A 25,447-nucleotide genomic window follows, 5' to 3' on the forward strand; every position below is an offset into this window, starting at 1 on the left:
TTGAACAATGGCATTCGTTCTTTTATTATCCCCCTGATAGTTCAATAAAATTTTGAGCGAATTGATAAATGATATGGGCAGGTACAGCTAAATTAAGATTTTGACCATCATTAAAACCTGCTGTAATTAAACCTACTAATCGCCCCTGCATATCCAATAAAGCACCACCAGAGCTACCGTTTGAAATGGCAGCCGTAAACTGAATCATCGACATTTGACGAATATCTCGAAAGCCTGACACAATACCATCCGAAACAGAATTAAATAACCCTAGAGGACTGCCAATCGCAACAATTTTCTGCCCTCGCACTAATTGACCATCCATTTTAACAGGTAACGCTTTGCTTGTTCTATTGACCTTCAATATAGCCAAATCATAAATATCATGATATTTTACAAATTGAGTTGTTATATACTCATTCGTATCGTTTTCGTAGAGCACCAAATAATATTCCCCACCACTCACAACGTGCAAGTTCGTTAAAATATAGCCATCTCGATGTAAAACAACACCAGAGCCAAAGCATAAAACTTTTTGGTCAGGTCCAAAGGTTTTAATCATCACAACAGATGTAGCAAAGGAGGCTAGTTGCTCATAGCTACATTCCTCTATAGGTATCGTCCTAGAGCTTGGAGTCGGAATCATAGTTGATTGCGGTGATACTATACTTGGCTTTGGAATCGTCAGCTCTTTGTCATAGATAGCCTGACACATATGTAAAGTGGATGATGCCGCTATTATAGGATACACATTTGTCATATCCTGTTTAGGGTTCATATAGCAAATATCACAGCCGAGTGTTGATAAGAAATATAAGAATAATATTTCATGCTGTGTACTATCACCAATAAAAATAATTTTTTGTGACGCTTGCTGATCAGCAAAAATTTGAGGCACATAATAATCTATCCAATATAAAAATTTTACTGCAAAATTCTTAAGCAAGGTGTCATTAGCATCAGGATGATGTTCTTTATAAATATGGATCATTTGTTTAAAGCTAAGCTTTTTTGTCCATTCAATGCGTTCATCCTTTAATTTACTGCCTAAAGATATCTTATTAAGTAGCTGCGGTTGAGCCATAGTGGTCTGCCAATTTTCCCAAACATCCGTAAATTTCTGAATAGCTATTTTATTTGTAAGCACCTCAAGCTTATGCAATCGTAAATAACATACATCTTGCTTGTTGGTATAAAAATACGCGTCCATTTTTTGAATATCTTCTATATAATGCTCTATAGAATCAGGGATGCCGATATATCGTAAAAATAGTACTTCCTTTGTAAGAGCATATGGATTATTATTGGTTTGCATAAACGCTTGAAAAGGGTTTTTCACCTTTTTATATTTGATTTTTAACGGTTTAGTGGTTACAACCATATTCATCCAACTCCTCTAAGCATGTTATCTATTATTTGTAAAAATACGCTTATCGAATATTGCTTTTAGTTCTCATTTAATCCATTGGCTAATCTTGTTCCCAATTTTTCTTTATACAAGTTCTCTAAGTCAATAACTTCCTTTTGCAAGATAGTTTTTGGTATGACTTGCAAAATTGAAAATTGAAATTGATGATAATAATCAGGATGTTCTATTAAGTATTTGATTAACCTCTTATTATTTCCATGTTTTGTTTCCACGTACGTTTTCCATCTTTGAAATAAACTATCAGCCCCATATGCAGAGCCAACATATTGTCTGCCTTCTGTTAAATCGGTAATCAAATAAATAGCGTGAACAGATTTTAAAGCATCATGCCAATTTTCATAAGTTACTTGATTGTCAATGATTTGCTTTAATTGATCGTACATAAGCACAATTTTTTCATAGCCTTTAAATTCAAGGCTCGGCACACTTTTAATTGCGATAATAGGTTTATCATTTATCGCTCGCTAGCTCCAGTTAACCGTACCTTTCCCCCAATCAATATATAATCGATTTATTAAATCACTGTAGTAAACTGTTTCTATAAGCTCATGATAAATATTTTGAGAATGCGCTAATAATGCTTGTGGTACTTTGTCAGAAAAAAGATGCCCCTCTATTGGCTGTGAAACGAGTGTCGGCTTATAGCAGCCCACTAATCTCGCTGTTGTTCCTTCGTCCCCTACAAAATTTAACACTAAGTCCACATCATTATAAAAACCTGGCACTTGCATTTTTGTATATTCCAAAACACAGTTTGCATCATAGGCTACTTTAAATCGCTTATGATTCATTGAATGACGTAATAATTTAACGCGTTGTAAATCGAAATTTTCTTTTTTCAATAGATCAGAAAGCATGAATGAATAGCTAGTAGTCATGTAAAAATGTCCCCCAGTGTTTTAAAGGTTATTTGAATACCCCTATCAGCTTACGGGTTGCTTGCTTCAAAGTTATCCAGCAATGCACGCACTTCATCTGTTGATTTCGTCTGCATCAATTGATTTCTTAGCTCACCTGCTCCACGGAATCCTTTAACATAAATTTTGAAAAAGCGATGAAGCCCTGTGATGGGACGTGGTAAAACTTCTGCATATTGCTCTTGAAGATCGAGTTGCAATCTTAAAAGATCAAGGTATTCTTTTCTGTTATGCTCCTTTGGCTCTTTTTCAAAAGCAAACGGATTTTTAAAAATACCTCGGCCGATCATCACACCATCAATACCATATTGTTCAGCAAGCTGTAGCCCTGTTTGACGGTCAGGAATATCCCCATTAATTGTTAAAAGCGTATTTGGTGCGATACGGTCACGTAATTTTTTAATTTCAGGAATAAGCTCCCAATGGGCATCGACTTGACTCATTTCCTTTCTTGTTCGTAAATGAATCGAAAGGTTGGCAATATCCTGCTTGAAAATATGCGTTAGCCATTCCTTCCACTCGTCTACATCTGTGTAACCAAGTCGTGTTTTTACGCTAACCGGCAGCCCGCCCGCTTTTGCTGCTTGAATAAGCTCTGCTGCAATATCTGGACGTAGAATAAGACCACTGCCTTTTCCCCTCGATGCCACATTCGGTACAGGGCAGCCCATATTAATATCAATGCCCTTAAAGCCTAGCTCTGCCATGCCTATACTCATTTGATGGAAATAGTCGGGGTTATCTCCCCAAATATGAGCCACCATCGGCTGCTCATCTTCTGTAAAAATCAAACGTCCACGCACACTTTTCATTCCCTCTGGATGACAATAGCTATCCGAGTTCGTAAACTCTGTAAAAAATACATCTGGTCGTCCAGCCGCACTGACTACGTGACGAAAAACAACATCTGTCACATCTTCCATTGGTGCTAATACAAAAAATGGTCGTGGTAAATCACGCCAAAAATTATTGATCATCTTTAATTTCAATCCTTTCACGATGAAATACATTAATCTTAATTACCCCTACTTTTAAACTGTCAATAGGTTTAAGCCATTATTATAGTATAACCTAGCTATTGTGATTTTTCTTCATATACATAATGCCTTTTTTGAATCCGCTCAGAAGATTCGTAAGGCAATTCAAAGGCGCAATCTACAAAATCAATAGAATAATGGAAGTGACAGTTGAGAGACTTACATGTTAGATTATAGGTATTCACTGTCGAATGTATCAGGGGGGATTGCTTGAAATTTGAGGAACAAAATAGTTTATCTAAAGGAGCATTCCTGTTAGGAACATTTTCAGGGACTTGAAATCAAAAAAGCCCTCTAGTATGATGCATGAGTAGTCAACGGGAAAATTGACTCAATACATCTACGAGAGGACTATCTTATGAATTCTAATACGAACCATAAAATTAATCAAGTGACAGAAAATACACTTGTCATCGGTATTGATATTGCGAAACACAAACACTTTGCTTGTGCTATCGATGAACGAGGACGTGTGCTTCAAAAATCATTTCCAATCATGCAATCACACGCTGGATTTGAAGTCTTTTATGAGCGGCTACTTGCATTAAAAGCTGTTCACGAAAAACAGGAGATTCTCGTTGGTTTTGAGCCAACAGGACATTATTGGATGAACTTAGCAGCTTTTTTAACGAACTACGGCATTCCGTTTGTGCTGGTCAATCCAATGCACGTCAATCGTTCCAAGGAATTGGACGACAACCTACAAACAAAGAATGACCAAAAAGACGCACTTGTCATCGCCCGTCTCATGCGGGATGGTCGTTTCAGTTATCCGCGTATTTTGGATGGAGTGGAAGCAGAATTACGCAACGGCGCAACAGTACGTTCAAAGATTCAGGAAGATTTAAATGCCCTACAAAACCGCATCATCCGTTGGGTAGATCGCTTTTTCCCTGAATTTACACAAGTCTTTAAAAGCTTCGGGAAAATGGCCTATGCGGTGCTTGAAAAAACACCTTTACCAACTGATATTGTAGGCAAACAACCAGAAGAATTATTATTTTTATATCGCCAAGTAGACGGTATGCAAAGTCCACAGCTACCAAAGGCTAGACAATTAGTCGAGGTTGCGCAGTCATCGATTGGGCTAATAGAAGGCATCGTGATGGCCCGTTTTGAAATCACCACACTGCTTTCTCAGCACAAACTGATGCAGGCTCAGCTCAATGAATTAACAGCTCAGCTCCTAGAGTTGGCGAAACAAATGACGGATTATGACTACTTAGCATCGGTACCAGGAATCGGAGATATCACGATTGTCGAATTACTATCAGAGGTCGGTTCACTCACACAATATACACATCCACGCCAATTAATCAAACTAGCGGGACTGACATTGCGTGAAAACGCTTCTGGTCAACAAAAGGGGCAAAAGCGCATCTCGAAGCGAGGAAGGCGTAAACTACGAGCCCTTCTGTTTCGTGTCATGATGCCATTGGTTTTGCATAATCCAGCATTTAAAGTTTTACACGAATACTACACCACACGTGCAGTCAATCCATTACGTAAAAAGCAATCGATTGTCGTGCTCTGTGGAAAATTACTCAAGGTTTTACATGCCTTGTGTAAAAAGAAAATGGTTTTTAACGAACAACAAATGATGAAGGACTTCACCTATCTTCAAAGCGCTGCCTAAGCGTCACTAGCAGAAGTCAAAACCAAGAGGATGACACGGAGAAGCCGGCACTATTCTCACCATTCGACCGTATAAATACGAGTCCCTAAAGGAGCATCGCCAGCCTCTGCCTTATGAATAGACCGAACGAAGGAATGTACGCGCAAACAGACGCCTAGAGACATGGGAGGGTCCGTCATCATAAGCAACGCAGAGATCCACAAGTGCATCAAGATATCACAGTGGATTAGGATAATTATTACCAATTAATGGTTCATCCTTTAGCGAAGCGTTCAAATAAATTGTCATAAAAAACAAGAATTACAAAATAACGATAGATGTACGTGTCTAAAAATATTTTTTCAGACACTCAAAAATGGCGTGAGCTATTGATACATCAACATTTATAGAGGGAGGGTGTTTAATCTGTGAACATACAAGAAAGATTGAGGACAAAGGAAACTACATGGACATTTATAATTCTATTAATTTTCTTAGTTTCATTCGCTGGATTCGGTACTACCCAACCTGCCAAAGCAAGCGAAATCAGTACTATTTTCACCGACCTAGAGCTAGGTAGTGAGGTTGAAAAAGCTTTGGTAAACTTGGTACAACAACAAATTATTTTTGGCTATTCAGATGGCACATACCGTCCGTCAGAAAAATTGAATCGTGGACAATCTGCAGCTATTCTCGCCAGAGCTCTACAACTCGACTTGGATGTAGTAGATAACATCGCTTTTTCAGATGTGGATGAAAGCTCTTGGTATTATAAGTCGATTGCTGCTGTTGTAAATGCTGGAATATTCCAAGGGTATTCAGATGGAACATTTAAACCTGATCAATCACTTACACGTGCAGAGATGGCGAAAATTCTCATAGTTGCTTACCAATTACCAGAAGAAGAATTAGTGATCAACCCTTTTAAAGATGTATCTTCAATCAGTTGGTATGCTCCTTACTTGACTTCATTGATACAAAATAAAATTACAACTGGAACTTCACCGACAACTTACTCTCCTAATGATACAGTTAATCGTGGAGAAATGGCATTATTTATCTACCGTTGTCAAAAATTGATACAACAACCGATTGAGAGGATAATTGATGCTGAAGTGACGACAATCACTTCAGATTCAGTTCAACTAGGTAATGAAAGCTTTACACTAGCTGATGATCAAAAAAATTGGATTACTCCTGAAAACCTTCCAATCTTAAAAAATTCACGAATAAAAGCTCAAGTTATTGGAGAAAAAATAAGCCATATTGAATCTATTACTCTTCATACAAATAGGCAAATAGATGATGAAAATGAAAAAGCAAATACAATGTTAACAGGTAATGGGTCTGTTATTGATGCGACTGTAATTATAAATGGTGACAATTTATCCATTAAAGACATTACGATAACAAAGGATTTAATTTTAGAGAGCGGTGTTCAAAATAGTTTTTATGCTGAAAATGTCTTAGTAAAAGGTTCAACAATCCTATCAAATTCACGAAAATTAATGGCAGCAAAAACAGATTATCCATTTATGTTATCAGATATCCACAATAGTCATAAACCTAAATTGCATTTTCAATATTCAACTTTGCAATCCATTGAAGTCACATCAGCGTTTTTCATCATTGAATTAACAGATGAAACGAAAGTGAATGAAATAAATCTTTTAGCTGATGCTAGTATCGAATCAGAAGAAAATATAGCCATCCCTATCGTCAAAGTTAATAGTTCTATAAATGTACTGCTAAATGCAAGGATAGATTCCTTATTCATTGAAAATAGAAATAGTAGAGTTAGCCTTAGAAATAACGCTAGAATTGAAAATTTATATTTAGAACCAGTAAGTGATGTAAAATTAATTTTCCCTGACTATGAGTTAATAAAACACAAAATTATTAGAATTAATGGCGGTCCAAATATAGATTTGCAACCTTCGACTGGTAGCTTACCTAATAGCGGTTCGTCTAACTCAGAAGAAAATTCCTATTTAATTGCAGCCAAAAATGCTGTTGCTTGGTTATTTTCGGACAGTTCAAAAACTGCTTTGAAAGCAAGTGTAGACCAAGCTACTATCGACGAGGCGACTGCTAAAGTAGCTCTTGTTGCTGATGGAACCGCAAAATCCGCATTAGTCGCTGATCTTCAAGTAGCTCAACAACTTTTAAATGGAGCCCTTGCTAATTTACAAGCGGCTACTGATGCTGTAAGTCATTTGTTCACGGACAGTTCAAAAACTGCTTTGATGGCTGATGTAGATCAAGCTACTATCGACGAGGCGACTGCTAAAGTAGCTCTTGTTGCTGATGGAACCGCAAAATCCGCATTAGTCGCTGATCTTCAAGTAGCTCAACAACTTTTAAATGGAGCCCTTGCTAATTTACAAGCGGCCACTGATGCTGTAAGTCATTTGTTCACGGACAGTTCAAAAACTGCTTTGAATGCTGATGTAGATCAAGCTACTATTGACGAGGTGACTGCTAAAGTAGCTCTTGTTGCTGATGGAATAGCAAAGTCCGCATTAGTCGCTGATCTTCAAGTAGCTCAACAACTTTTAAATGGAGCCCTTGCTAATTTACAAGCGGCCACTGATGCTGTAAGTCATTTGTTCACGGACAATTCAAAAACTGCTTTGATGGCTGATGTAGACCAAGCTGCTATCGACGAGGCGACTGCTAAAGTAGCTCTTGTTGCTGATGGAACCGCAAAATCCGCATTAGTCGCTGATCTTCAAGTAGCTCAAGATTTACTTGACCAAATCTTAATAACGCCAATCATAGCTGCTACTGCTCCAAATAATAACACCGTGCAATTTACCTTTTTCGATGATGTTGCATGGAGAAGCAGCATCACTGGGATTTATCTAAATGGCAACTCAGCTTCTATCCACAGCTCTCGAATCAATACATCTACTGCTGGTCTTATTGTTATTGATCTTACTGGTGCTTCTCTATCTCCAGGAACACATCGATTTCTTATTAAAGCCCAAGGTTATAAAAATATTGAGGTAATAATTATTATAGATAGTTAAATATGGAGGATACAAAAAATTTATTAAATTGCATCCTATAAGGTAGGCATTTTGAAAAAGTCTACCCTATAGGGTGTTTTTTTCTATAGTGAGAACAGAAATACTAGAAGAAAAGTTAACACGATTAGAGATAAAATTGCTTATTATATTTGGAAAATTCATTTATATAATCCCATTCATCAAAAAATCACCCATGAAAATAACTCTTTGACCCATTTCTTGATCAAAGAGCTATTTCCTCTACCTTTATGATAACACCTTAAATTGATTGACAGCCTCACTTAATTTATCACTTAGCTCCACCAGTGTTCCTGCCGCATCTGTGACAGATTGAATGGCACGAAGCTGTTCATCTGTTGAAGCACTCACCTCTTCACAGGCTGCTGCTGTTTCCTGTGAAGTTGCTGCCATTGCTTGAATTGTTTCGGTAACATCATCTTTGTGTACCGCTACTTTTTGAATTTCTTCATACACTGCGTCAATAGAATCCTGCATTTCTGACATAAGCACCGAGATTTCACTAAATGTTATTTCAGTGGCGTTGACAACATTGCCTTGTCGTAGGAAGTTTTCACGAGTTTCGCTCATTTGCTGTGTAACAAGCTGGGATTCTACTTGTAGCTCTTGAACCGTCATTTTTACTTCTTCTGTCGAGCGTGCCGATTGCTCAGCAAGTTTACGTACTTCTTCGGCAACAACTGCAAAGCCTTTACCATGTTCCCCTGCCCGTGCCGCTTCAATACTTGCATTTAGGGCAAGCAAATTCGTTTGTGAGGAAATTTCCGTAATGGTTTCCATAACCCCTCCAATTGCCTTCACTTTATTTTCCAATGTGCTGATCACTTCAAACATCGATCGCAGGCTTTGCTCCCAATCATTGAAGGACAATTTCAGCTCTTGCATTCTGCCTTGTCCATCCTTGTTCATGTCACCCGTTTTTGTGGCAATATCAGACATGATTCTAGCCTTCACCGTAATTTCATTAATTTGCTGACTGAGTAAGTCAACACGTTCAGTAGCAGTTTCAGCGTCTTCTGCCGATGTAGCAGCACCCTGCGCAATTTCACCGACTGCATGAGAAACCTCGATGCTTGAAGCGCTTGTTTCTTCGGCGACTGCACTTAAACTTTCTGAGTTCGCACGGACATTTTCCGCAGAGCCATTTACAATTGCAATAATGGTGTTCATATTATCAATCATTCCATTAAAATTATCGCCAAGTTCACCAATCTCATCTTTCGTTTTGATATCAGAACGAACTGTTAAATCCCCTTGAGCTACAGAATTCATCAGTGCCTTTAGTGTTTCAATCGGTTTAATTGTTCGACTAATTACGAAATAGAGCACGATAAATAGGATGACTAAAGTGGTTAAAGATACAAATAATATCGTATTTCGCAGCTCTATTGCCGCTGCGTTTATATTTTTACTATCATAGAACGTTGCCACTTTCCAATTAAGCTCCGGCAAGGTTGTAAAGAGCAATAATTTATCGGTACCCTCATCATTATAATAGAGGTGCCCACTCTCCTTGCCATCTGTATACATTTTCTCGATAAAAGGCTGTTCCATCATATTTTCACCACTTAATGTTGGATGAACAATGGCACTTCCCTCTGGGTCTAATAGGACGGGATAGCCATCATAGCCAAGTTCAATTTCAAGAATGGTATCCGTAAGCGCAGATAACTCAATGCTAATTCCAACAACCCCTAAAAGTTGCCCATTGCGTTGTATGGCCTTAGCTGCGGTAATTGCATAATCTCCAGTCGCAGCATCAATGTATGGATTCGTCCAATACACAGCATCAGGATTACTTGCGGCTTCTTTGTACCACTCACGGCTTGTTGGATCAAAATCGGAACCTAAATCTACATGGGGAATATGAATCATTTCCCTAGTTGGAAACGCAAAATAAATAAAGGCAGCATCATCGTATGTATCCAAAAATTGAGAAAGCTCATTCTCAAGAGTCGGAAAAGTATGACTGCCTGGATTTTCTACTTCCATAAGATTCTCGAAATTTCGAGAATTTGATAACTGATCAAGTCCTTTTTCATATTGCTGTAGATAATTGTTGATGGAGTCAGACATTTGATTAACAAAGATAGTGCTCTGCGCAATCACGTTTTCCTCCGTTTTATTTTTCATTTCAGTGATACTGATGATGCTCAGTGTTAAAATACCGACAATGAACAACGCCATCACAAGGAAAATAATTTTTGTTTTAATGGACTTATACAAACTGAATCATCTCTCTTTACTTTCATTTTAATCAACAGAATACAATTTTATTTAGTCTAATTTACTAGTTTCCTCCTCAAATTCAATATCAAATGATTCATTTTACACACACTTTTTAGAATACCATATTTTCAAAAAATTCAAATATAAAATATTTCGAGAAGCGGTTTATTTTTACAAATTAAAAAAACACCAAATTCAGTAACTCAATCTGAATTTGATGCTTTAAAGCTCTATTTTGCTGTTAAAATAAACTGTGCGATGCACATTGTATATGTGGCAACATATGCAATGCTAGTAGGTTGCCCGTTTCTATTTAGGCACCCTTTGAGCCCCTTACGCAACCAGTAATTATATAGCAAGGATGTTTTTTCAAAAAGATCTCTAACTATTCTAGTCCTGCAATCCCAAAGCCTCCGGGTCCAGCATGGGTAGAAATCATTGCCCCAGCTTGCATCCATGTTACATTTCTAAAGCCTGTTTCCTTTGCAATTTCATCCATTCGTCTTTTAATACTTTCATCAAGTCCGATTGAGTAGATCAAATACAACTGTTTTCTATCAATGTCATATTGATTTAAGTAATCTCGCATAAGTTTTTCCGCAACGATGCTCATATTCCCACGGTATTTTTTAGTTGAAACAAGTTTTCCTTCTTTTAATTCGATGCAAGGCTTTATTTTTAATAATGCCCCTCCAATATAAGCAAGATTACTTACCCGCCCACCTGCTCTTAGAAAATCTAAACTGCCAGGAATGAAAGCCAGCCTTGTTTTAGGAACTACGGATTCTATTTTTTCTATTAGGTGAACATGGTCAATGGAGGGTTCTTCCTCAAGCAGAGTGGCCGCATACATCACGATTGCGGCTAATCCACCTGTCACGTTTAGCGCATCAATGAGGAAAATATTTTCGAAATCTTCCGCTGCAATTAACGCACTTTGAAAGGAAGCAGATGCTTTTGATGTATAACCAATATGAATAATAATGCTATCAGGAAAATCTATTCTAATTTTCGTAAATAAATCATGATACTCATGTACATTCGTTGCTGCTGTAGAAGGTATTCTTTTTGTACGACTATGATACTCAAAAACTTCCTCTACAGATAGCTTGCCATCTAAATAATCCTTCCCATCCACAATAACGTGCATCGGTACCACTTGAATTTGATGTTTTTCAACCAGATCCTTCGATAAATCCGCTCCACTCTCTGTCGATAAAATAATCCTTCTCATTTTACCTTCCTTCCAACAAACGCAGCCATTCCTGCGTATTTATTATAATTCATTTTAAATATACACTAAATGGGGAGATTATTTACTATAATATTCAGAGAATTCAACCATAAAGCAGAATGTCAACTCTCGCGCTGTTCTCACTTCAGTCTAATTTCAGATGAATTTTCATATATTATGCACAATACCATTTTAATAGTAAATTGATATTATTTTTGTTTTACCAGTATAAATCAGGTATTTTTGTAAAAATTCCTTTCAATAAACAAACTTTGATCGTTATAAATCTTCCCATAATTCGTTTATATTACTTTATTCTCCTCTTTTATAGCCCACTTCATTAGCTCAATAATTTCAACAAAATATCTTTATTCATTTTTTAATAAAAAAAGAACGAATTTCTTTAATAAGAATTCGTTCCTGATAAATAATTATATTAACTACACACGTTTATTAGTAAACAGAGCCAGATGCTATTCAGTATTAGTGATAGATAGGAAAATATGTCAGTTCCCTGTCGTTCTTATTATCTTTGAACTAATGTCTAAATACGCGTTAATGCACCATTAGGCTTTGTTATCTCTTCAACTGTTATCTGATTCATTTTACAAAAATGTTTAAAAAATTGTTGAGCCAGCTCTCGTTCATTTGGATCACTCTTCAACGAAATGATATCAAGTAAAATTTGAGCCATCCATAAATTTTCAAAATAGCGATATTTACCTGTCTTCCATGTCATTTTTTCAGGGGATTTTTCATTTGTATAATATCTCCAAAAAAGCAACTGATCCGATTCCTGTTCTGTCAGTTGAATTCTGTATTTTGAATGAGCAGGAATCTGTCCATCTTCACAAAGCTTACCGACAAAATCTTCTTTCACCATATAAACACCTAAGATACGTCTGTCTTTTTCAGACATGCTGGAATCTATTGCTGTTAATAGAACAGCGCTATTTTGGTGCAAGCGGCTCGGTTTGTTTGGCCTTCCTTTGTTATTACCACTTTTTAATACGCCTGAAAAAACTTGCCACTCCGAAAAAGCATTATTCTGTTCTTCTGTGTCACACCAAAAAACCATTTGTGAGGCAGGATGAAGTTTATGGTTTTTCATAAGTTTTTCGTGTTCCAAACGAAGCACTAGTTTTTCCCGCTGTCGTTTTCTTTCCTCCTCCTTCTTCCTTTCTTCCTCTTTTCGTTCAATTTCCTTTTTTTGTATAATTCCTTCAAGTACCTTAGCATCATTTTTATCATGTAGTTTTAGGTGCTGCCCAAATACATCAGGGAAAACAAACATTTTATTTTCCGATGCGAAATGTATTTCAATACTAGAATCATTATGTTTAACTATACTACCTATGCCAAAACGCTTGTGTGTAACTTTCTTATTAATTAGATTCATTATTCTAATCCTCCTTATGGGATAAAAACTCAGTTACTATTAGATAGTAAATTAATCATTTTATTCAACTTACTTCCCTTAAAGCTCACACAACTGTTTTGATTTTTCTTCGGCTTCAACAAGATATAAAAAAACGTATCCAAATTCTATCTGCAAAAAAAGGACAGCGGAATTCGAAATACGATTTCAAAAAAACAATTGTAATACTATTATAACATTTTTTAATAATTTTACAAATTTATTATTGACAATTTATTTTAATATGAGGTAAAATGATCATTTATTCTTCGTATTTCCTTGAAATAACTATAAAATAAAAGCCGCGAAACTTCTGAAAATCCCTATAAATTAACCACTTGATTACCCGTAATAATAAAATCAATCCAAGCAATCCCTTTCCTAAAAAAGAAACGGGCTGTACTAATCATATATGCTGAATATAAGACACTTTCCAATTAAATCCCATATAAAAACCCCAATTTCGCAAAGGTTATTTGCAAAAAAATCAGGGTCGAGATTGAAAATGTTTACTTTTTCAAATTATATAGCATAGCTTTTAAATTTACGGAATCGTTTGCGAATTACATGTGTACCAGATACATCATAAAAGTTTTAACCAAGCAACCGCTTCACAATGTGTCGTGGTTATTATTAGGTTACCATTCATTGACCTTGTTTTATAGTATTGGAACACAATTCATTAGAGGTTTTTTTTATTTTTGCATTTCTTCTTGGTGGTTTAAAATAATTTCCATCCATTGCACCTGCATCCATTTGACCTCTGTCAGTAGCGTGGCGTTTTCAAGTTTGGTTATCCCTATACCTTCCGTCAGTCCTATTGAATGAGCGGCCACTTAGACTAATTATTTAGCCTTTGGTAGCTGTGAACTTTTCATTCCATCTACTTGTCGGTATAAAAAGAGTAATTCTTCTGGTGTTTTCCCTCGAATATCCATTGGTAGTGGCGTTTTTTTCAACACTGCATACGCCAAGCTTTTAAATACTTTTGTAAACTCTGGGAAAAACAATCTAGCCAAACGAATGAAGCGGTTTTGAAGGGCATTTAAATCTACTTGAATCTTGGCGCGTAATGTTGACCCTTTGCGGAGTTCTGCTTCCACATCCTCTAAGATGCGTGGCTAACTAAAGCGTCCATCTCACATTAGACGGGAGATGACAAGTACGTCCTTTTGGTCATTTTTCATTTGTAGGTTGTCATCCAACTCTTTTGAACGGTTGACGTGCATGAGATCGACCATCACAAATGGAATCCCGTAGTTTGTTAAAAACGCCGCTAAGTTCATCCAGTAGTGCCCTGTTGGCTCGAAACCAACGAGGATTTCCTGTTTTTCATGCGCTGCTTTTAAGGCAAGCAGATGCTCATAAAAGGCTTCAAATCCTGCGTATGATTGCAGAATCACATATGACTTTTGAAGCACACGTCCTCGATCATCAATGGTACAAGTGAAATGTTTGTGCTTCGCGAAATCGATGCCAATAACAAGTATATCTTCAGAAACTTGATTAATTTTTTGATTCTTATTAGAAATTATAAGATAGTCCTCTTTCGTAGATGGTTTGAGTCAATTTTCTGGTTGACACTCATGCATCATACTAGAGGTTTTTTTTATATCAAGTCCCTAAAAATCCTTCTAACAGCAATGCTCCTTTTTAAAATTAATTTTGATTCATATTTCCGCTTCTCATCATTTTGAGATGGTAATGCATAAACTTAAATATTTAAACCAATTTCCACAATAAATTTTATCTATTAGAAATACATAATAAATTATTATATAATGATAGTTAAAACCTATCATTATAAATACTTGGGAGGAATTTTGATGGAACTAAAACAATTGGAATACTTTATCGTATTATGTCAAGAGCTGCATTTTACACGTGCGGCGGAGAAACTAGGTATTGCCCAACCTTCTCTTAGTCAACAAATTGGCTTGTTAGAACATGAGGTAGGGATGCCTTTATTTGATCGTATTGGCAAAAAAAATATACTTACTGATGCAGGTAAAATATTACTCCATCACAGCTACAATGTTTTTCATGAAATTTCTCAGGCACGTGCTGCAATTAGCGAGCTTCAGGGATTAGAGAGGGGCACGCTCAAAATAGGCTCCCTACTCACAGTTGTTAATTACTTGCTTCCCCCAACAATTATCGGGTTTCACAATGCTTATCCCAATATAGAACTTTCTGTACAAGGGTTACGAACTGGAGATATTTACAAAGGACTATTACAAAATGTATTGGATTTGGGTATCGTTTTTTTACCATTGGAACATGAAGACCTAGAAGCTATTCCGCTCTATAAAGAAGATCTTGCTTTTGCTGCACCTATAGATCACATCATTGCAAAAGAGGCGTGTGTATCACTTCAAGTTTTAAAAGAGACACCATCTATTTTATTACCTGAAACCTATTTTTTACGACAAGTTATTAACGAACAGTGTCGCTTAATGAATTTCGCACCCAAACCAGTACTTGAAATGACGACGATGGAATCTATCATTCAAATGGTGAGTAAAGGCGTTGGTGTCACGATACTACCAAAAGCTTACTTAGACTATATTGATAATATTCATATTAAAACGATTCCTATTCAAGATCCGGTAATCACCACACAGATTGGCATTGCCTATCGAAAGAACAAACATTTATGTGCTGCTAGTCGTGTTTTTATGGACCAATTGATTAAAACAATTAAAGATGAACGCTTTCACTAGAATTTTATCAGGAATAATCTTTATGCTTTTCAATACTTTTTCAGTACAACTTCAATAAGGTCAACGGCTTGGTCAATTTCTTCTTTAGTAATTAATAAACTTGGTGCCAGACGGATTACATGGGTTCCCGCAGTAAGTACGAGCAGTCCTTGTTGCAGCAGCTCTTGAATTATTGGGGCAATTGGTTCGCGACATTCAATACCAATTAAGAGACCAAGCCCTCTTATATTTTGTATACTAGGATAGTGCTGAAGTTGATCTGTCAAGCGCTGCAATGCGTATATCCCAAGTTTTGTAACATGTTCCATTAAGCATCCCTCAAGTAGCGTTTCAAGAGTTGCAAGACCTGCGGTTACTGCAAGAGGACCTCCCCCAAAAGTCGAACCATGACTCCCTGCTGAGAAAGCCTCCCGAAGTTCTTTCTTACCCATCATCGCACCGATTGGAAACCCGCTGGCTAGTCCTTTGGCAAGCGTGATGATATCTGGTTCGATACCATAATGCTCATAAGCGAACAAACTCCCTGTACGCCCCATGCCAGTCTGTACTTCATCGATAATGAGTAGCATCCCCTGATCTTTACATAAAGCAGAGAGTTCATCTACGAATTCTTGCTCTGCTGGATAAACTCCACTCTCTCCTTGCACTAACTCCATCATTATCGCTGCAGTTTGATCGGTTATTTGTTCTTTTACAGATTGAAGATCATTTAAACATGCATATTTAAATCCTTGTGGTAAAGGATGAAAACCGTCCTTAACTTTGTCTTGTCCTGTTGCAGTCAATGTTGCTATGGTACGCCCATGAAATGATTTTTCAAATGTAATAATTTCATATTTCCCATTTTTCAGTACACCTTGATGATACCTTCTCGCACATTTGATGGCTGCTTCGTTAGCTTCAGCACCACTGTTGCAAAAGAAAACGAGATCCATACAACTATGATTGACTAGCATTTGTGCAAGTTTCTCTTGATTCGGTATATGAAAGAAATTAGAAACATGCCATACACGATCTAGTTGTTCCTTAATTTTTTCTTTAACTTTCATAGGTACATGACCTAAATTACATACCGCAACACCAGACATAAAATCCAAATACTCTTTTCCCTGTTCATCCCATAACCGACTCCCTTCTCCTCTGACTAGTGAAATAGGGTATTTAGCATATGTCGGGAACATAACATCATTCTCCAAATGACCCACAATACATCACTCCCTAAAATATTCTTTTATCTTATATAGAAACAAAATGCATTGACCGACTTCTTATTCATGATTATAGAAATAAAAAGATGACTATTATCGTTTTATTAGCCTCAAAATGTATTTTGGTAATTCCTAATTATATTTTTATTACAATATAAGTGTCTAATTCCTCTACTACCCAAAACGTTTTTGAAAATCAATCATAAAATCCGTCAACGCTTGACATTGTTCGTATGTAACTGCGTTATAAATAGAAACGCGAAGGTGTCCTGCATCCCGATGACCCCTCACCCCAACAAAACCATTTTCCTCTGCTTCTTGTATAAAAAGCTTTTCTATTTTATTATTAAGGATACTAAATGTCACATTCATCATTGAGCGGCTCTCTAAATGAACTAATCCATTATAAAATCCAGCACTATTATCAATTGTGCTATATATTAAATCCGCTTTCTGATGATTACGCTTTTCAATAGCTTTTACTCCTCCATTATTTCGGATCCATTTCAACATAAGATTTACTATATAAACAGCGAACACTGGAGGGGTATGGTATAAGGATCGACTATTCGCGTGAATTCGGTAATTCATAATATCGGGAATATTTTTTGGAATATTTTCCATTAGATCACGCTTTACAATCACAGTTGTAACACCTGAAGGTCCTAAGTTTTTTTGTGCACCTGCATATATGAGAGAAAAATTTGAAACATCAATATGTCGAGACAAAATATCACTGGACATATCTACAATAAGTGGTACTTTGCCAGTATCTATAAAACTCTGATATTGGGTACCTAGTATTGTTTCATTAGAAGTAAGATGAATATACGCAGTTTCTGGGTCAATCTTCACCCTAGAAAGGTCAGGAACCTTTTTAAAATGAGCGTGCCCCGAACTTCCTCCAATAGTAACCTTGCCAAATTTCCTCGCTTCTGCTATCGCTTTTTCTGACCATGTTCCGCTTTGCAAGTAACTTGCTTTACGTCCTTCGGTTAAAAAGTTCATAGGTACCATGGCAAACTGCATACTTGCACCGCCTTGAAGAAACAACACCTCATAATCAGAAGGAATGTTAAGAAGATCCTTCAACAATTGTTGTGTTTCCTCGTTAATATTCTCATACTCCTTACTTCTATGGGATATCTCTAAGATAGACAAATTAGTTCCCTGTAAATCGAGGAGTTCATCTTGTATTTGTAGCATTACTTCCAAAGGTAAAGTTGCTGGCCCCGCATTAAAGTTATAAACTTGTTTCATACTTCAATCCTCCTATTTTGTTGGAGATATTTTAAACACCTTCATAGTTCACCTTTTCTAATATTCTTATTTCTGAAATTCTATAAATTTCTCTTGGACTCCTACTTCACAATGCCTATGATAAGCGGCAAAGTCAGGAGAACCTACGCCTCGCTTAAATGTAATGGAATGGCGAATGGCGGCTGTAATAAACTTTTTCGCTTCTTTAACAGCTGCTTGGACAGACTTACCTTTTGCTAACTGAGCTGTAATTGCTGCAGAGTAGTTACATCCTGCTCCGTTTGTATGAATTGTATCAATACGCTACACTTCAAATATTTGTAATTTATCTCCATCATATAGCACATCACTATCTGGACCTTTGAGGCGTCCTCCTTTGACAAGGACATATTTTGAACCTAATTTCTTCAATTCTATTGCTGCTAGTTGTAAATCATCAACAATTGTAAGTTGTTGATACAAATTTAACAATAGTGCCGCTTCTGGGATATTTTGTGTAATGATTGTCGCTAAAGATATTAATTTTGTTTTAAGGGTATTGATAGCATCGTTTTTTAACAAAGGTGTGTCCATTTTACCAACCATGACTGGATCCACAACAACATTTGTCATGTCGGCTTCTTCAATCCACTTGGCTACATGGGAAATACTCTCCTTTGTATAGAGCATTCCCGTTTTTATGGCATCTACCCCGACGTCACGAAGCACTGTATATGCCTGTACTTCAATAGCACTCAATTCTATAGAAAATACATTTTGATTGGTATATGAATGGTATGTAACAATACCAGTGACAGAACTTAGACCAAACCCACCCATCTCCTAGAAAGTTTTTAAATTAGCTTGAATCCCAGCATCTCCCCTTGCAGCAGAATCCGCTATTGATAAAGCTCTAGGTACCCACATATGATCCAATCCTCTCGTGTTTATAAATCTAAATTTTCTTTGTCTTTCATTTGTGGCCTAGCGTTTACCCATCTACCGAAATAGAATATATTTAAGCGGCTATTCAAATACAATTACTTTTTAAAAAACTCTTTCGTTTTCTCTAGTGCTAAAATGAATCGATCGACATCTTCTTCCGTATTGTATAAGTAAAAGCTGGCACGTGCTGTAGCACTAGCTTCAAAGTGTAGCATTAATGGTTGGCAGCAATGATGCCCAGCGCGTATTGCTATACCATAAGTATCGAGAACCGTAGCTAGATCATGCGGATGCACTTTGCCTAAATTAAACGTAACCAACCCGAAACGTCCATCATCAGGTCCATACATTCTCACATCTTCAATTTGTTTCATTCGTTCCACTGCATAGCTAGTTAATTGTTTATCGTGCTTTTCTATCGTATCTAATCCTATTGCTTTTAGAAAATCAATGGCTGTACCTAAACCAATTGCACCTGCGATAATTGGAGTTCCTCCTTCAAACTTCCACGGTAATTCTTTCCAAGATGCATCATATAAATCAACATGATTGATCATTTCTCCTCCAAATTCAATCGGTTCCATCTGCTCAAGCAATTGCTTTTTTCCGTACAATACTCCAATACCGGTTGGTCCACACATCTTATGACCTGAAAAGGCATAGAAATCGCAGTTCAAATCCTGAACATCTACCTTAATATGAGGGACACTTTGTGCACCATCCACTATGATGATAGCACCATGTTTATGAGCAATTGCAGCTATTTGTTTCACTGGGTTTGCAATTCCCAATACATTAGAAACATGTGAAATGGCTACAATTTTCGTGTGGTCAGTAATTGTTTTCTCGACATCCCCAATAGAAAATGTCCCATCATTTTGGAGCGGGATATATTTTAATTTTGCTTTCGTTGCTTTTGCCACTTGTTGCCAAGGAAGCAGATTACTATGATGTTCCATTGCAGAGATCACAATTTCATCACCTTCATTGCAGACAGCCCGTGCATAGCTACTAGCTACTAGATTTATAGAAGATGTCGTACCACGAGTGAAGGTAACTTCTTTTTCCGTCTTTGCATTAAGGAAATTAGCTACTTTCTTCCGTGCTCCTTCATAAGCATCTGTAGCACGTGAACTTAACGTATGTACTCCTCTGTGTACATTAGCATTATCTTGTTCATAGTATTGTTGCAATGATTCAATGACTTGGAGCGGTTTCTGTGTTGATGCTGCGTTATCCAAGTAAACCAATGGATGCCCATAAATCTCTTGATTCAGTATCGGAAATTGTTTTCGTATATTGATTAATTTCATTACTATTCTCATCCTATATTTTTGACATTACTAAGTGCTTGATAATGGGCCTTGATTGTATCTTCAATATCTTCTTCGGAGTGTGCTGCCGATATAAACATCACCTCATAAGGTGTAGGGGCTGTCAAAATCCCCAAATTCAGCATACTCATATAATATTTTTTAAAAACTTGCATATCCGAACTCTTAGCTGTTTCATAATCAACAACCTCTTGTTCTGTAAAAAAGGTAGAAAGCATGGAGCCTACCCTGTTGATTTTTAGTGGCACACTTGTCAATTCAGCGTTTTGTCTGAAACCTTCTTCTAATCTTGCAGCTTTTCTTTCCAACTCATCATAGATTTCAATCTTCTCCAATAACTGAAGGGTTTTATATCCAGCTGACATGGCAAGTGGATTCCCCGATAATGTGCCTGCTTGGTAAATAGGTCCCGCAGGTGCAATTTGCTCCATGATTTCACGTTTACCTCCATAAGCGCCTACAGGTAATCCTCCTCCGATGATCTTTCCCAAACAAGTAATATCAGGATTAACTCCGTACAGACTCTGTGCCCCATGATAGTCTACGCGAAATCCAGTCATTACTTCGTCAAAGATAAGTAAGCTTCTATACTGTTCGGTAATCTCACGTAACCCTTGGAGAAAGCCAGGATTTGGAGGAACAACTCCCATATTTCCTGCAACTGGCTCAACAATAACGGCTGCAATTTGTTCCCCAAATTGTTCAAAAGTATGACGAATACTCTCCATACCGTTATAAGGTAATGTAATAGTATCACTAGCGACGTTATTGGGTATCCCTGGACTATCAGGCAATCCTAATGTGGCGACACCCGAACCTGCTTTGATTAACAAAGCATCGGCATGTCCATGATAACCACCTTGAAATTTAACAATTTTTTGTCTCTTCGTATATCCCCTTGCCAAACGTAATGCACTCATTACAGCTTCTGTTCCAGAGTTAACCATACGTACCATTTCAATAGATGGAACAATTTCACATATTAATTTAGCCATTTTCACTTCAATTTCAGTAGACAATCCAAAGCTTGATCCATCGCTTACTGCTTTCTGTATCTCTTTCTCCACTGCTGGATGAGCATGACCAAGTATCAAAGGTCCCCATGAACATATATAATCAATATACTCATTTCCATCAACATCAAATATGTGAGATCCTTGACCTTTTGTAATAAAAACAGGAGGAGAGTCAACCAACGAAAACGCACGTACCGGGCTGTTCACTCCTCCAGGAATCACACTTTTTGCTTGTTCGAATAATGCCTTGGAATAAAAATCCACTCTTTTTGTATTCATTTATTTTCCCCTCTCAGTGAATCTTCCCCTCATATAAGGTGAACCTCGAAGTTATTTTATTGACCTCATCACTAAGCTGTTTAATTAATCTTGAATCTTGTGGGTTTTTCAATGCTTGTGAAATAATATGTGCTATCTCTATCATCTCATCTGGTCCCATTCCTCTTGTAGTTATGGCTGGTGTACCAAGGCGGATTCCGCTTGTTATTTGTGGACTTGTCGGATCAAATGGAATTGCGTTTTTGTTTACCGTGATGCCAATCTCATCAAGGAGAAGTTGTGCATCTATTCCAGTGATCTCAATATTGCGAAGATCTAAGAGGATAAGATGATTGTCAGTACCTCCGGATACAACATTTAAACCCTCTTCCATCAATGCTTCAGCTAATACTTTTGCATTCTGAAGTACATATTTCATATATTGTTTAAATTCAGAGGAGAAATTTTCTTTAAATGCTATCGCTTTGGCAGCAATCACATGCATAAGGGGTCCACCCTGAATAGCTGGAAAGACTGCTTTATCAATTGCTTGTGCCCAGGATTTCTTACATAAAATGACTCCTCCTCTTGGCCCTCGCAGTGTTTTATGGGTTGTCGTTGTTACAAAGTCAGCATGTGGCACAGGGTTTGGATGTAAACCAGCTGCAACAATACCAGCAATATGAGCCATATCTACAAGAAATAACGCACCTACCTCTTTAGCAATTTCAGAAAAAGCTTCGAAATCAATGGTACGTGGATAAGCACTTGCTCCCACTACAATCATTCGAGGTTTATGTTCATGGGCAAGTTTCCTCACTTCTTCATAGTCTACTAGGTGGGTTTGTTCGTCGACACCATAAGAAACAAAATGATATAGCTGACCAGAAAAATTAACGGGACTTCCATGTGTTAAATGACCACCATGTGATAAATTCATGCCTAAAATCGTATCTCCTGGATTTACAGCTGCAAAATAAACTGCTGCATTAGCCTGCGATCCTGAGTGTGGCTGTACATTGGCATGTTCTGCATCAAATAGATCTTTAACTCTTTCTCTAGCCAATTCTTCTACTATGTCAACATACTCACAACCTCCATAATATCTTTGTCCTGGATAGCCTTCCGCATATTTATTTGTTAGGACTGTACCCATTGCTTCCATAACAGCTTCACTAACAAAGTTTTCTGAGGCAATCAATTCAATTTTATCGCGCTGTCGATATAGCTCCTGCTGAATTGCTTTTGCTATAGCAGGATCTTCTTTAAACAAATTCTCCATTTACATTTCCCCCCTGATGTACAACTTTATTACATAGTGATTTTTTACTTATCAATTTAGAATTCGATTTTATAAATTATTTCACTAGTTACTCTTTTCATTACAATCTTAATATGCAAGTTTAACATTTATGATCTAATATTTAAGGTGGATTAAAAAAACTCATTCTTATTCCTAAACAACAAGAGTGGCATCTTAAAAATTCTATTTGTTGGATATTAAATAATGTTACTTAACTACTTATTAAATTAATCTCTCATTCTTAATTGTTCATTCCAATAATAACTGTCAGGGTACTCTCTTTCTCCAAATATTGCAGTTCCTACTCGAACAAGCGTTGCCCCTTCTTCTATGGCTATCTCGAAATCACCCGACATACCCATCGACAGTATATCCATTTCAACTCCAGGATAATTTTGATCAATAACCTGTTGCTGAATTGACTTTAGGAGACGAAAACATTCTCTAGTCTCTTTATCATCAGTAGTCAATTTTCCAATTGTCATTAGACCTTTAATATTTAAGGTATCTAATTCAGAAAGTTGTTCTATCAAATTTAAAGTTTCCTCAGGTGCAACTCCAAATTTGCTTTCTTCATATGATGTGTTAACCTGTACAAGAATATCTAACTTTCTATTTTCCTTTGTAAGTTCCCTATGTAATACCCTCCCCAACTTCAAACGGTCAACTGAATGAATGCAAGTTACATATTTTAATACCTGCTTCACTTTATTTGTTTGCAAATGACCTATGAAGTGCCATTCTATATTTTCATTTGGAAATAAAGAATACTTTTCCTGTAATTCTTGAACTTTATTTTCTCCAATCAAAGTCTCACCAGCATCAAGAGCCTGCTTAATTCTATCTGCTGAGACCGTTTTTGTTGCTAATAGTAACTTTACGTTTTTGGGGTTTCTCCGTGCTGATTGACATGTCAAATTTATTTTTTCTCTCACAAATTTCAAGTTGTCCTCAATCCACAAAAAAGTCATTTTACTCCTCATTTCTTTAAAAGGAATTTGTTAGGAGGGAGTATCTGGACTCGAACCAGAATATAAGGTTTTGCAGACCTTCGCCTTTCCACTTTGGCTATACTCCCAAAAATAAGTTTGTTACGTTATATTCGATATTACTCACTCTAAATCATAAGTACAATCTCTATTTTTTACTAATAACGATTGGTTTTACCTATCATTATTAGGAAATCTTTTATTTTAAATAAAGATTTAGAATTAAAACATAAATATTCGTACCTCAGAAAAATAAATTATTTTAGAATAGCATCATAAATTATTTCTATGATTATTTTATTATGATAGTTATTGACCATGTCGATAGAATAGTTACAAAATTTTCTAAGTGAAACTCTCATTACCATTTTTTCCTTTTCACTTTTAAAAAGGGGTATGCTCAGGACACTCTTTAAGTGAAGCTTCATGGGTTAAATATTTTTGTATTAACTGACAATAATGAGGCGCATTTTCATCGCCATTATCTAGGCGAAAATAAATACAACCTAAACAAAATTCTGATACAACTAGATGCCCTTTTTTCTGTAAAGTAGAAACAACAGTTCCAAGTCCAAGTTCTAATTGAGACAAAATATTTTCAGGTAAAGACTGTAGGCATCCTCTAATGATCACTCCCTGTCATCAAGATTAGAAATGACCTTTTGTCCTTTTTCAGTTAAAGAAATTAGAGTCACACGCCTATCATCAACCTTTCGAGTTTTATAAATTAGTTTTTTCTACCAATCTATTTAGTATTTTAACTGCTGTTACATGTGTTGTACCGATTGTACTAGCAAAATTCCCTACTGTAGCCATATCATTTCTTGTGTGAGCAGCAAATAATAGTGCTTGCGTTTGTACAGGTGATAACCCGAGTGCATCGCTTTCCTCTTGTGTCATTTTTTTGATTGCCTGCGATATTCGGAATAAAGCCATGCTCATTCTTGCAGATTGATTATCTTTTCGATATTGAGGAGCAAACATCATGATATTTCATACCTTTCCACATTTAATTTATCATATGTGGTAAAAATATAAATTAAAGTCATATTTTAGATAAAATATTAAAAAAGGGGAAGGTGCCCATACAACACCTTCTTTTAGAAGTTATCCCTTAACATCATCTAAACTTGCACCATAATTGATATGGTATACATTTTCGCCGATTACCAATGCTGGGACTGATTTTACTCCAACTTTTTCTGCTTCTTCAATACGATTTTGGTCAGTGCCAAGATGTACCACTTCTGTAGTAGTCTTTGATTTGTCAAGATAATCAAGAATCATTTGCTCTGCATCTACACAAATTGGACAACCGGCATGATAAAAAACTGCTTTTGACATTTCCCCATCATCTCCTTCATTTTTTTGTAGCATTGCTACTTAATTTTTATTATAGGAAATGCCAAAAAAGTAAACAATACCAAATCACCTATAGTTATCATAGGTAAATACAATAGATTCATGAATCGATACAATTTACTTTTATTGTTTCAGCCAAGCT

21 protein-coding genes, 1 tRNA gene and 1 pseudogene are annotated in these 25,447 nt (G+C 36.6%); 3 read left to right on the top strand and 20 right to left on the bottom strand.

Translation table 11 applies throughout. From position 1 onward, the window contains the following. Positions 1-25 precede the first annotated feature (25 nt). From MHB44_RS19405 to MHB44_RS19420, 4 genes are all read right to left on the bottom strand, one after another. Positions 26-1,381 carry a trypsin-like peptidase domain-containing protein gene (locus tag MHB44_RS19405; RefSeq protein WP_341300501.1) on the bottom strand — a complete coding sequence of 452 codons (1,356 nt, stop codon included), beginning with the start codon at positions 1,379-1,381 and terminating at the stop codon, positions 26-28. Between the two features lie 65 nt (positions 1,382-1,446). Further along, positions 1,447-1,812 carry a GIY-YIG nuclease family protein gene (locus tag MHB44_RS19410; RefSeq protein ID WP_341300502.1) on the bottom strand — a complete coding sequence of 122 codons (366 nt, stop codon included), beginning with the start codon at positions 1,810-1,812 and terminating at the stop codon, positions 1,447-1,449. An 81-nt stretch (positions 1,813-1,893) separates the two neighbouring features. Beyond that, positions 1,894-2,307, bottom strand: a complete 414-nt coding sequence (locus MHB44_RS19415; protein WP_341300503.1) for a hypothetical protein — start codon at positions 2,305-2,307, stop codon at positions 1,894-1,896. A gap of 50 nt (positions 2,308-2,357) precedes the next feature. Continuing rightward, entirely contained in the window at positions 2,358-3,323 is a 966-nt protein-coding gene (locus MHB44_RS19420) for a tRNA-dihydrouridine synthase (protein ID WP_341303009.1), read from the bottom strand. A gap of 418 nt (positions 3,324-3,741) precedes the next feature. Between MHB44_RS19420 and MHB44_RS19425 the strand changes: the two genes are divergently transcribed. Continuing rightward, on the top strand, positions 3,742-5,019 hold the full coding sequence (locus MHB44_RS19425) for an IS110 family transposase (protein ID WP_341300504.1): 1,278 nt from the start codon (positions 3,742-3,744) through the stop codon (positions 5,017-5,019). Between the two features lie 407 nt (positions 5,020-5,426). After that, entirely contained in the window at positions 5,427-8,030 is a 2,604-nt protein-coding gene (locus tag MHB44_RS19430) for a toxin Cry1Ac domain D-VI-related protein (protein WP_341300505.1), read from the top strand. A 246-nt stretch (positions 8,031-8,276) separates the two neighbouring features. On the opposite strand, the gene MHB44_RS19435 is transcribed toward MHB44_RS19430, so the two are convergent. The 5 genes from MHB44_RS19435 to MHB44_RS19455 form a co-directional block, all read right to left on the bottom strand. Beyond that, positions 8,277-10,274: a methyl-accepting chemotaxis protein gene (locus MHB44_RS19435; protein ID WP_341300506.1), complete on the bottom strand. Its 1,998-nt coding sequence runs from the start codon at positions 10,272-10,274 to the stop codon at positions 8,277-8,279. A gap of 388 nt (positions 10,275-10,662) precedes the next feature. Continuing rightward, positions 10,663-11,511 (bottom strand): DegV family protein, encoded by an 849-nt coding sequence (locus tag MHB44_RS19440; RefSeq protein WP_341300507.1) that lies wholly within the window; start codon positions 11,509-11,511, stop codon positions 10,663-10,665. Positions 11,512-12,055: 544 nt separating this feature from the next. Next, entirely contained in the window at positions 12,056-12,910 is an 855-nt protein-coding gene (locus MHB44_RS19445) for a malate synthase (protein WP_341300508.1), read from the bottom strand. An 863-nt stretch (positions 12,911-13,773) separates the two neighbouring features. Beyond that, complete coding sequence (locus tag MHB44_RS19450; protein ID WP_341300509.1) at positions 13,774-14,031, bottom strand: hypothetical protein; 258 nt, start codon at positions 14,029-14,031, stop codon at positions 13,774-13,776. Between the two features lie 36 nt (positions 14,032-14,067). Further along, the gene (locus MHB44_RS19455) at positions 14,068-14,463 is read right to left on the bottom strand and encodes a transposase (RefSeq protein ID WP_341303010.1); all 396 of its coding nucleotides are present in this window, start codon (positions 14,461-14,463) and stop codon (positions 14,068-14,070) included. 291 nt (positions 14,464-14,754) lie between these two features. On the opposite strand from MHB44_RS19455, the gene MHB44_RS19460 reads away from it, so the two are divergent. After that, positions 14,755-15,651: a LysR substrate-binding domain-containing protein gene (locus tag MHB44_RS19460; RefSeq protein WP_341300510.1), complete on the top strand. Its 897-nt coding sequence runs from the start codon at positions 14,755-14,757 to the stop codon at positions 15,649-15,651. 29 nt (positions 15,652-15,680) lie between these two features. On the opposite strand, the gene MHB44_RS19465 is transcribed toward MHB44_RS19460, so the two are convergent. The 11 genes and pseudogenes from MHB44_RS19465 to MHB44_RS19515 form a co-directional block, all read right to left on the bottom strand. Continuing rightward, complete coding sequence (locus MHB44_RS19465) at positions 15,681-16,832, bottom strand: acetylornithine transaminase (protein ID WP_341303011.1); 1,152 nt, start codon at positions 16,830-16,832, stop codon at positions 15,681-15,683. A 201-nt stretch (positions 16,833-17,033) separates the two neighbouring features. Next, the gene (gene serC / locus MHB44_RS19470; protein ID WP_341300511.1) at positions 17,034-18,119 is read right to left on the bottom strand and encodes a 3-phosphoserine/phosphohydroxythreonine transaminase; all 1,086 of its coding nucleotides are present in this window, start codon (positions 18,117-18,119) and stop codon (positions 17,034-17,036) included. Between the two features lie 66 nt (positions 18,120-18,185). Next, positions 18,186-18,938, bottom strand: a pseudogene (gene thiD, locus MHB44_RS19475) (bifunctional hydroxymethylpyrimidine kinase/phosphomethylpyrimidine kinase). Positions 18,939-19,138: 200 nt separating this feature from the next. Then, positions 19,139-20,356, bottom strand: a complete 1,218-nt coding sequence (locus MHB44_RS19480; protein ID WP_341300512.1) for a cysteine desulfurase — start codon at positions 20,354-20,356, stop codon at positions 19,139-19,141. A gap of 8 nt (positions 20,357-20,364) precedes the next feature. Next, positions 20,365-21,672, bottom strand: a complete 1,308-nt coding sequence (hemL, locus tag MHB44_RS19485; protein ID WP_341300513.1) for a glutamate-1-semialdehyde 2,1-aminomutase — start codon at positions 21,670-21,672, stop codon at positions 20,365-20,367. Between the two features lie 13 nt (positions 21,673-21,685). After that, positions 21,686-22,933, bottom strand: coding sequence for a serine hydroxymethyltransferase (glyA, locus tag MHB44_RS19490; RefSeq protein ID WP_341300514.1), 1,248 nt, complete (start codon positions 22,931-22,933; stop codon positions 21,686-21,688). A 248-nt stretch (positions 22,934-23,181) separates the two neighbouring features. Beyond that, positions 23,182-23,925: a YggS family pyridoxal phosphate-dependent enzyme gene (locus tag MHB44_RS19495; protein ID WP_341300515.1), complete on the bottom strand. Its 744-nt coding sequence runs from the start codon at positions 23,923-23,925 to the stop codon at positions 23,182-23,184. 35 nt (positions 23,926-23,960) lie between these two features. Further along, positions 23,961-24,032: transfer RNA gene (locus tag MHB44_RS19500), tRNA-Cys, on the bottom strand. 295 nt (positions 24,033-24,327) lie between these two features. Next, a complete protein-coding gene (locus MHB44_RS19505; RefSeq protein WP_341300516.1) occupies positions 24,328-24,576 on the bottom strand; it encodes a hypothetical protein in 249 nt (82 codons plus the stop codon). An 87-nt stretch (positions 24,577-24,663) separates the two neighbouring features. After that, positions 24,664-24,930, bottom strand: coding sequence for a helix-turn-helix domain-containing protein (locus tag MHB44_RS19510; protein WP_341300517.1), 267 nt, complete (start codon positions 24,928-24,930; stop codon positions 24,664-24,666). 120 nt (positions 24,931-25,050) lie between these two features. Beyond that, a complete protein-coding gene (locus MHB44_RS19515) occupies positions 25,051-25,287 on the bottom strand; it encodes a thioredoxin family protein (RefSeq protein ID WP_053995464.1) in 237 nt (78 codons plus the stop codon). Between the last annotated feature and the right edge of the window lie 160 nt (positions 25,288-25,447).

Source organism: Lysinibacillus sp. FSL H8-0500 (assembly GCF_038051955.1).
In the GTDB taxonomy this organism is placed as follows: domain Bacteria; phylum Bacillota; class Bacilli; order Bacillales_A; family Planococcaceae; genus Lysinibacillus; species Lysinibacillus macroides.

Bases quoted from the DNA above. Each gene is read 5' to 3' on its own strand.
- MHB44_RS19405 (WP_341300501.1), bottom strand. From the start codon at position 1,381: ATGGTTGTAACCACTAAACCGTTAAAAATCAAATATAAAAAGGTGAAA.
- MHB44_RS19410 (WP_341300502.1), bottom strand. From the start codon at position 1,812: ATGTACGATCAATTAAAGCAAATCATTGACAATCAAGTAACTTATGAA.
- MHB44_RS19415 (WP_341300503.1), bottom strand. From the start codon at position 2,307: ATGACTACTAGCTATTCATTCATGCTTTCTGATCTATTGAAAAAAGAA.
- MHB44_RS19420 (WP_341303009.1), bottom strand. From the start codon at position 3,323: ATGATCAATAATTTTTGGCGTGATTTACCACGACCATTTTTTGTATTA.
- MHB44_RS19425 (WP_341300504.1), top strand. From the start codon at position 3,742: ATGAATTCTAATACGAACCATAAAATTAATCAAGTGACAGAAAATACA.
- MHB44_RS19440 (WP_341300507.1), bottom strand. From the start codon at position 11,511: ATGAGAAGGATTATTTTATCGACAGAGAGTGGAGCGGATTTATCGAAG.
- MHB44_RS19445 (WP_341300508.1), bottom strand. From the start codon at position 12,910: ATGAATCTAATTAATAAGAAAGTTACACACAAGCGTTTTGGCATAGGT.
- MHB44_RS19460 (WP_341300510.1), top strand. From the start codon at position 14,755: ATGGAACTAAAACAATTGGAATACTTTATCGTATTATGTCAAGAGCTG.
- MHB44_RS19465 (WP_341303011.1), bottom strand. From the start codon at position 16,832: ATGTTCCCGACATATGCTAAATACCCTATTTCACTAGTCAGAGGAGAA.
- serC (WP_341300511.1), bottom strand. From the start codon at position 18,119: ATGAAACAAGTTTATAACTTTAATGCGGGGCCAGCAACTTTACCTTTG.
- MHB44_RS19480 (WP_341300512.1), bottom strand. From the start codon at position 20,356: ATGAAATTAATCAATATACGAAAACAATTTCCGATACTGAATCAAGAG.
- hemL (WP_341300513.1), bottom strand. From the start codon at position 21,672: ATGAATACAAAAAGAGTGGATTTTTATTCCAAGGCATTATTCGAACAA.
- glyA (WP_341300514.1), bottom strand. From the start codon at position 22,933: ATGGAGAATTTGTTTAAAGAAGATCCTGCTATAGCAAAAGCAATTCAG.
- MHB44_RS19495 (WP_341300515.1), bottom strand. From the start codon at position 23,925: ATGACTTTTTTGTGGATTGAGGACAACTTGAAATTTGTGAGAGAAAAA.
- MHB44_RS19510 (WP_341300517.1), bottom strand. From the start codon at position 24,930: ATGATGTTTGCTCCTCAATATCGAAAAGATAATCAATCTGCAAGAATG.
- MHB44_RS19515 (WP_053995464.1), bottom strand. From the start codon at position 25,287: ATGTCAAAAGCAGTTTTTTATCATGCCGGTTGTCCAATTTGTGTAGAT.